This window comes from Brevundimonas diminuta 3F5N (assembly GCF_900163625.1).
GTDB classification, from domain to species: domain Bacteria; phylum Pseudomonadota; class Alphaproteobacteria; order Caulobacterales; family Caulobacteraceae; genus Brevundimonas; species Brevundimonas diminuta_A.
Map to the genome: position 1 here is coordinate 1 of NZ_FUIE01000050.1, position 5,607 is coordinate 5,607.

The 5,607-nt window shown below is 62.4% G+C and carries 9 protein-coding genes; 3 read left to right on the plus strand and 6 right to left on the minus strand.

Annotated features, from left to right (window positions below):
• The first annotated feature begins 256 nt into the window (after positions 1-256).
• Positions 257-544 (plus strand): CopG family ribbon-helix-helix protein, encoded by a 288-nt coding sequence (locus FM111_RS09835; RefSeq protein ID WP_087140763.1) that lies wholly within the window; start codon positions 257-259, stop codon positions 542-544.
• Positions 541-816, plus strand: coding sequence for a type II toxin-antitoxin system RelE/ParE family toxin (locus tag FM111_RS09840; RefSeq protein WP_087140764.1), 276 nt, complete (start codon positions 541-543; stop codon positions 814-816). The genes FM111_RS09835 and FM111_RS09840 overlap by 4 nt, the downstream gene beginning before the upstream one ends.
• Here FM111_RS09840 and FM111_RS09845 read toward each other — a convergent pair.
• From FM111_RS09845 to FM111_RS09870, 6 genes are all read right to left on the minus strand, one after another.
• Complete coding sequence (locus FM111_RS09845; RefSeq protein WP_087140765.1) at positions 813-1,193, minus strand: hypothetical protein; 381 nt, start codon at positions 1,191-1,193, stop codon at positions 813-815. The two genes, FM111_RS09840 and FM111_RS09845, sit on opposite strands and share 4 nt — an antisense overlap.
• Positions 1,194-1,338: 145 nt before the next feature.
• Positions 1,339-1,830 carry a hypothetical protein gene (locus FM111_RS16210; protein ID WP_143276091.1) on the minus strand — a complete coding sequence of 164 codons (492 nt, stop codon included), beginning with the start codon at positions 1,828-1,830 and terminating at the stop codon, positions 1,339-1,341.
• Positions 1,831-2,071: 241 nt separating this feature from the next.
• The gene (locus FM111_RS09855; RefSeq protein WP_306299147.1) at positions 2,072-2,734 is read right to left on the minus strand and encodes a replication/maintenance protein RepL; all 663 of its coding nucleotides are present in this window, start codon (positions 2,732-2,734) and stop codon (positions 2,072-2,074) included.
• Positions 2,735-3,129: 395 nt separating this feature from the next.
• The gene (locus FM111_RS09860) at positions 3,130-3,567 is read right to left on the minus strand and encodes a hypothetical protein (RefSeq protein ID WP_087140767.1); all 438 of its coding nucleotides are present in this window, start codon (positions 3,565-3,567) and stop codon (positions 3,130-3,132) included.
• Positions 3,564-4,001 carry a hypothetical protein gene (locus FM111_RS09865; protein ID WP_087140768.1) on the minus strand — a complete coding sequence of 146 codons (438 nt, stop codon included), beginning with the start codon at positions 3,999-4,001 and terminating at the stop codon, positions 3,564-3,566. Before FM111_RS09865 ends, FM111_RS09860 begins: the two co-directional genes overlap by 4 nt.
• Positions 3,991-4,254 carry a mobilization protein gene (locus FM111_RS09870; RefSeq protein ID WP_087140769.1) on the minus strand — a complete coding sequence of 88 codons (264 nt, stop codon included), beginning with the start codon at positions 4,252-4,254 and terminating at the stop codon, positions 3,991-3,993. Before FM111_RS09870 ends, FM111_RS09865 begins: the two co-directional genes overlap by 11 nt.
• A gap of 134 nt (positions 4,255-4,388) precedes the next feature.
• Here FM111_RS09870 and mobQ point away from each other — a divergent pair, with 134 nt between their 5' ends.
• Positions 4,389-5,381, plus strand: coding sequence for a MobQ family relaxase (mobQ, locus tag FM111_RS09875; RefSeq protein WP_087140770.1), 993 nt, complete (start codon positions 4,389-4,391; stop codon positions 5,379-5,381).
• Positions 5,382-5,607: the final 226 nt, after the last annotated feature.

Below are 5,607 nucleotides of genomic sequence, written 5' to 3' on the forward strand. Positions count from 1 at the left end.
GACGCCCAGGCGAAGGAACGCCAGGCGCGCATAGAGCGCGATCTTCAACGCCAGAAGGAGAAGCAGCTGCAGGAGCAGATCAAGGCGCAGCGCGGGCGCGATGGCCGGAACCATGACCGAGGGGGCAGAGGCCGATAGGTGGGGCGTGATCGAAAATCGAAAATGGCTGATGCGTTTTTGAAAGCCTCTGATCTACCCCTAGATCATCCCGAATTGTGTTACATTGCACTGCGTCTCCAACACACGAGGTGTTCCTATGAACGAAGCCACCTTCACCTTCCGGGTCGATGAGGCCCTGAAAAGCGAGTTCACAACGGCGGCGAAGTCCAGTGACCGGAACGCCGCCCAGGTGCTGCGCGGCTTCATGCGGGATTACGTGCGCCAGCAGCAGGAAGCCGCCGAGCATGACGCCTGGTTTCGTCGCCAGGTGCAGATCGGAATCGACGCCGCCAACGCCGGTGATTTGATCTCGGCCGAGGAGGTCGAGGCCGAGGCGGCGGCGTGGCGCGAGGCGACGCGACAGCGGTTGGCGTCGCACTCGTGAGGCTGATCTGGACCCGGCTTGCGAACATCGACCGGAAAGACATTCGCGAATACATCGCGGAGGCCAATCCCAACGCCGCCCTAGCGCTGGACGAACTGCTTTCCGAGAAAGCTGCCCGTCTGGCCGATAACCCCGGCCTTGGCCGAGGTGGGCGCGTCACGGGAACCCGCGAACTGGTAGCGCACCGAAACTACGTCATGGTCTATGACGTGGCCGACGATCAGGTTCGGATTTTGCGGGTGCTGCACGCCGCCCGTCAGTGGCCGGGTTAACGGCGGAATAGGCCCCAGAACCCTCGCCGCTCCGACAGGCGGCGCCATGCGTCCCGGTCGGCTTTCAGTTCTTCGAGCTGGCCCAGGAGAAGGGGCTTCTCGGCTTCCAGGCGGTCGGCCAGGGCCGCCCTGGGACGCAGGGTTTCGAGTTCGGTATGGGCGCGATCCAGTTGGATCGTGAGGGCTTCAACGGCTGCATCGTTCGAACCCTTCGAAGGTTTCGAAGTGCGCTTTTTCGAACCCACCAGATCGGGGTCTATCCAGACCCATATCTTCCCGGCGTTGTCTCTCTCGCCCCTTACTTTACCGGCCTTCCAGCGGGATCGGAGGGTGTTAAGGGGCGTCTTGGTCAGGGCCGCAGCCTCGGCCAGCGACATTCGAAGTTCCATTTTCGAAACCTTCTAAGCGAGGTTTCGAAGGTGGCCTGAATCGGCTGAATTCAAAAGGGCCGGGCGCATCACGCTGCCCGGCCCTTTCTTTCTTAGCCACAGAGCCAGGTTTCCTGCCGCTCGACAGCGACGTCTACATCTCCGTGTTCGATATTGTCGTCTGGATATCTTGCGGTTTCGGAATGTCGGAACCCGGGGTCTTATAAACGGTCAACTCGCCGTTTTCCCAAAGGCCGACCTCGACAGCCTTGGCTGGCGGATCGACGAGCAGATAGAATGCGTCGCTACCCCCCTCATTATCCTTGTTGCCCGACGTGAAGAAAACTTCGCCATCGCGTTGCAAGGGGGCGGCTGTGTCGCTGTTCTGCATCAGCACGTTCAGCTTGTCTCCCAGAAGGTTCCTGAGTTGCGGCGCTATCGGGCTTTCGTCATAAAATTTGCTATCCACGGGATGTTGACCGACATATTCGCTGAGTGATGACCAATCGCCATTGCTCTCGCCCGCAGCCGGTGCCGACTGATTCTGAGCTTGTTCCGCGCCATTTGAAGATGCCGTTTGATCGGTTGACTGCCCGCATGCTGCCAGCGCCGCCGAAAAAGCTATGAGCAAATATGTTCCACGCACTCGGTTGTCTCCACAGAAATTAATTGTTCAATTCCCTCACTTACCAACAGATGGCTGGTATGCAACCTTTGTCCACGAAACCTAGCCATCCATCGTGGCCCCAGCCGATGTCTTTCAGGCCGGATGCGACCGGGCGAAACTCAACCTTCATCATCGAATTCTAGGGACTCCTACGCCCCCACCTGGGGGCGTCCGTGCGTAATAATTAAGCACGGCTGCTTAGTTGGGCCGTGTTCGAACCCTATTCTGAGTCGCGCTCTGGAACGTGCGGCATAGGCTTGGATGGAAGGTCCGGCACCATGTCAGGAAAGAACGGCTGCGATGGTGGAGCAAGCCCTTCACCGGCGGGTAGCTGACGCTCGCCGGGGAACAGTTCAGGGATGTGCTTGAGGGGGGGCTGCTGACCTAGTTCATCGCGGTCTGGCTGCTCCTCTTCGGATACCAAAACGGTCGCGGAGAAGAGGCTGTATCGCATTCCGTCACGGTTGCCATACCAGGCCACGCGGTCGTTGATGATGTAGGCGTTGGCGGTCCCTGTGGTTCCGATTTGTCGGACTTCGATCCAGTTGCCTTCACGGAGCGTCGTCAGCGCGTACTGGAGGGTCCGGACAGAACATCCGGCCATCTTCGCCAACGTTTTCTGGGAGGCCACCACGGCGTTGCTACGCCCCATTCGGGCAAGCAGAACGTGAAGCACTGAGGATGCTCGAGGGTTGGTGACGGACAGCTTCGCCCACTGTTCGTGGGCCGCTAGTTCCGTTTGCACCCAACTTCCCGAAGGTCGCGTTGTTATTCCAAGTTCTCGATCGCGCGCCATGAGGCACCCCTGCATCACCAGCTGCGGAGAATCCGCAAATGATTTCCAAAAATTGGTAGTGGGTGACGCCACCCTACGCAACGACATTTGCGCAGAATTTTTCCAATTTCTCGCAAAACCTACGCAACAGCTGGCTGCACCCCCCTACGCAATAGCTGGTTGCGTACCCCCCCCTTTTAAGTCGTTGAAAACAAATAACTTTGTAAATCCTCTTTCTATGATCTCATAGGAGGGCCCCCGCTAGGGGGTTGCGGGATATCCACGCCCGTCCGTAGGCGCATCCAAAGCGCTACGAAGGGCGGGGGTGGGTATCCCGTCCATCAGACCGCCTGCGGCGTGATAATTTTTCCGCCTGTCCAAATTTACGACAGACCTGTCCTCAGGTGCGGACTTTTAGTCCCCGTTGAGCGCGCGGGAGCCGTTGCAGGGCTGGGCGAGGACTAGGGGGCGGAAACGGGGGCGAGAACGGCCCTGAGGGCGCTCTACGGCCCCTTCTCGGGCTTTCTGGAATAGTCGGGGCCGGAGGCGTCGTCGGGCCAGGGCGCGCCAACCCGATCCATCCATTCCTGAAGGCTGGGCGACACCGGCGGCGTGGCTGCGGCGAGCGCCCGGAAATAGGCGGTCGTGGCCTCGATCCGCTGGGCGTCGGTCAGGTCCAGAGCGTCCAGGGCGGCGGCCAGCGCAGGACCGTGCGGGTCGCGGGCCAGGCCCGCGATGTCGTTGCTGATTTCCATTTGCTCGCGCCGCCAAGCGCGGGACGCCGGATCGGCGCCGTAGAAGGTCGGGGTCGTCGCCTCATGGTCTGGCTTGGACACGGGCGGGCGGGTCAGCCAGCGCAGGATCGCGCCGCCCACGAAGAACGTGAGGGCGGCCACGCCCAGCATCTTGAACAAGTTGTCGATCAGGAGGTCGGAGTTCATTCGCTCGCCCCGTCGTCCGGTTTCTTCGGGGTCAGGGGCATCCACTGGCCCTTGCAGGTCTTCGTCCTGGCGTTCCAATCGGCACAGCCGAAGTATTGGGTTTCGACCTTGGGGCGCTTCACGAAGTGGTAGCCGACGCCCCCACCCCCCAGGACTAACCCTCCCACCGCCGCGTAGAGCAGGAGGTGCTTGGCGTTGTCCCAGAACAGGGCCGATCTGGCGGCGGTGATCGAGGCCGTTGCGGCCTGAATGGATCGCTCCGCCGCCCGCAGCTCCTTCACCTGGCGTTGGACCTCCGAGGCGGCGGCCACAAGCGGCGCGCTGGCCGATCGGACGCCAGCGGCCCCGGCTTCTCGCATCTCATTGAGCAGGGCGGTGTGATCGGCGGCGGCGGTGGGGGCGTCGAAGTCCGACAGGTCGAACTCAGCGCTCATCGGTCAGGCTCCAACCGTCGAAGGCTTTGCGGTCCACGTCGCGGCTGATCCGGCTCATCAGGTCATCGAAATCGCGGGGCCAGTTTCCGCTCCTGGCCGCGTCCAGGGCGAGCGCTCCGAGGATGATCTTCCGACGCGCTTCCAGCTTGCGCCGCTCGACTGAGGCGCGGGCTTCAAGGCGTTGGAATCTCGCCTTGGCCTGTTCGAGTTTCAGCCGCGCCTTTTCGACTGTTTCGGATGATGGACCGGCCATTCACAAATCTCCATTTCCTTAGAGGATAGGGCCTAACACGTTCGACCGAAAGGGAGACAAGTGCCCACTTATGCAAACTGGCGTTTGCGTGGGCGAGGGGTTACACCCCTTGCGAACCCCAAAGGACGACTGCGATGGCCTCCTACCATCTTGCCGTGAAGACGATCAGCCGATCCGCCGGACGCTCCGCGACCGCTGCGGCGGCTTATCGTGCGGGTGCCGCAATCGAGTGTCAGCGCGAAGGCGTGACCCACGATTACACCCGCCGATCTGGTGTCGATCACACCCAGATCGTGCTGCCCGCCGATGCACCCGCATGGGCGGCTGATCGGGCCGCGCTGTGGAACGCGGCCGAGGCAGCGGAGGCGCGCAAGAACTCGACCGTCGCCCGCGAATTCGAGATCGCGTTGCCGGTCGAGTTGAGCGCGGATCAGCGCCGGGATCTTGTCCTGGACTTCGCCCAGGAGATCTCCGACCGCCATCAGGTCGCGGTCGATATTGCGATCCACGCCCCCGGCGGCGAGGGCGACAACCGCAACCATCACGCCCATCTGCTGCTGACCACGCGGCAGCTTGGCCCCGAAGGGATGGGGGCCAAGACCCGCGAACTGGACGTGAAGACCTCGGGCGAGGTGGATCACTGGCGGGCGCGGTGGGCCGAGGTTCAGAACCTCGCCCTGGAGCGCGCCGGCTGCGCCGAGCGGGTCGATCACCGCAGCCACGCCGAGCGCGGCCTAGAGGCCCAGCCCCTGCCCCAGCTGACCCCCGCCGAATACCAGCTGGAGCGGGCGGCGAAGCAGTCCGCGGAGCGGGACCAGCGGCCCTATGAACCCGTCACGGTGGCGGGCGCGCAGCGCCAGGCCGTCGAGGAGCGTCGTGGGCTGCGCGCCTATGTCGAGAAGGGCGCTGAGTGGCTGAAACAGGCGGGGGCGTCTGTCGGGCAGACGATGCAGAATCTGGCGGCGAGGATGGCCGGGAAGATCACCGCCGACGCCCAGGCGAAGGAACGCCAGGCGCGCATAGAGCGCGATCTTCAACGCCAGAAGGAGAAGCAGCTGCAGGAGCAGATCAAGGCGCAGCGCGGGCGCGATGGCCGGAACCATGACCGAGGGGGCAGAGGCCGATAGGTGGGGCGTGATCGAAAATCGAAAATGGCTGATGCGTTTTTGAAAGCCTCTGATCTACCCCTAGATCATCCCGAATTGTGTTACATTGCACTGCGTCTCCAACACACGAGGTGTTCCTATGAACGAAGCCACCTTCACCTTCCGGGTCGATGAGGCCCTGAAAAGCGAGTTCACAACGGCGGCGAAGTCCAGTGACCGGAACGCCGCCCAGGTGCTGCGCGGCTTC

What these genes read in the sequence shown, in the direction of transcription:
- FM111_RS09845 (WP_087140765.1), bottom strand. Translation starts at nt 1,193, where the DNA reads ATGTCGCTGGCCGAGGCTGCGGCCCTGACCAAGACGCCCCTTAACACC.
- FM111_RS09855 (WP_306299147.1), bottom strand. Translation starts at nt 2,734, where the DNA reads ATGTCGTTGCGTAGGGTGGCGTCACCCACTACCAATTTTTGGAAATCA.
- FM111_RS09860 (WP_087140767.1), bottom strand. Translation starts at nt 3,567, where the DNA reads ATGAACTCCGACCTCCTGATCGACAACTTGTTCAAGATGCTGGGCGTG.
- FM111_RS09870 (WP_087140769.1), bottom strand. Translation starts at nt 4,254, where the DNA reads ATGGCCGGTCCATCATCCGAAACAGTCGAAAAGGCGCGGCTGAAACTC.
- FM111_RS09865 (WP_087140768.1), bottom strand. Translation starts at nt 4,001, where the DNA reads ATGAGCGCTGAGTTCGACCTGTCGGACTTCGACGCCCCCACCGCCGCC.
- FM111_RS09835 (WP_087140763.1), top strand. Translation starts at nt 257, where the DNA reads ATGAACGAAGCCACCTTCACCTTCCGGGTCGATGAGGCCCTGAAAAGC.
- mobQ (WP_087140770.1), top strand. Translation starts at nt 4,389, where the DNA reads ATGGCCTCCTACCATCTTGCCGTGAAGACGATCAGCCGATCCGCCGGA.